We start from the raw sequence: 322 nt of genomic DNA on the forward strand, positions 1-322 counted from the left end.
GAACTGGTCGACGGCCTGCTGGGCGGCCTGATCCCGGGCGGCACGGGAGGCGGCAGCGGTGACGGCCTGGTCACCACGGTCCAGGACGTGGTGGACGGCCTGCTCGGCGGCACCGTCGCAGCCCCTGTGGGCCAACTGCTGGACGCGCTGGCCAATCCCACCGATGGAACGGCCTCGGTCGTCACCGGCCTGCTGGAAGGCCTGACCAGCGTGGACGGTGGCCCCCTGGGCGTGCTGACCGAACTGGTCAACGGCCTGACCCAGGTCGATGGCCAGGCACTGCAGCCCGTGATCGGAACCCTCAACGGCCTGATTGCCGGCC

Annotated in this window: 1 pseudogene; it reads left to right on the forward strand. The window is 71.4% G+C overall.

Annotation, left to right across the window (positions count from 1 at the left end):
• Positions 1-322 (forward strand): annotated as a pseudogene (locus ACF8LI_RS20250) (hypothetical protein); the annotation flags it as partial.

Source organism: Delftia sp. WSY_12 (assembly GCF_043104645.1).
GTDB classification, from domain to species: Bacteria; Pseudomonadota; Gammaproteobacteria; order Burkholderiales; family Burkholderiaceae_C; genus Comamonas; species Comamonas tsuruhatensis.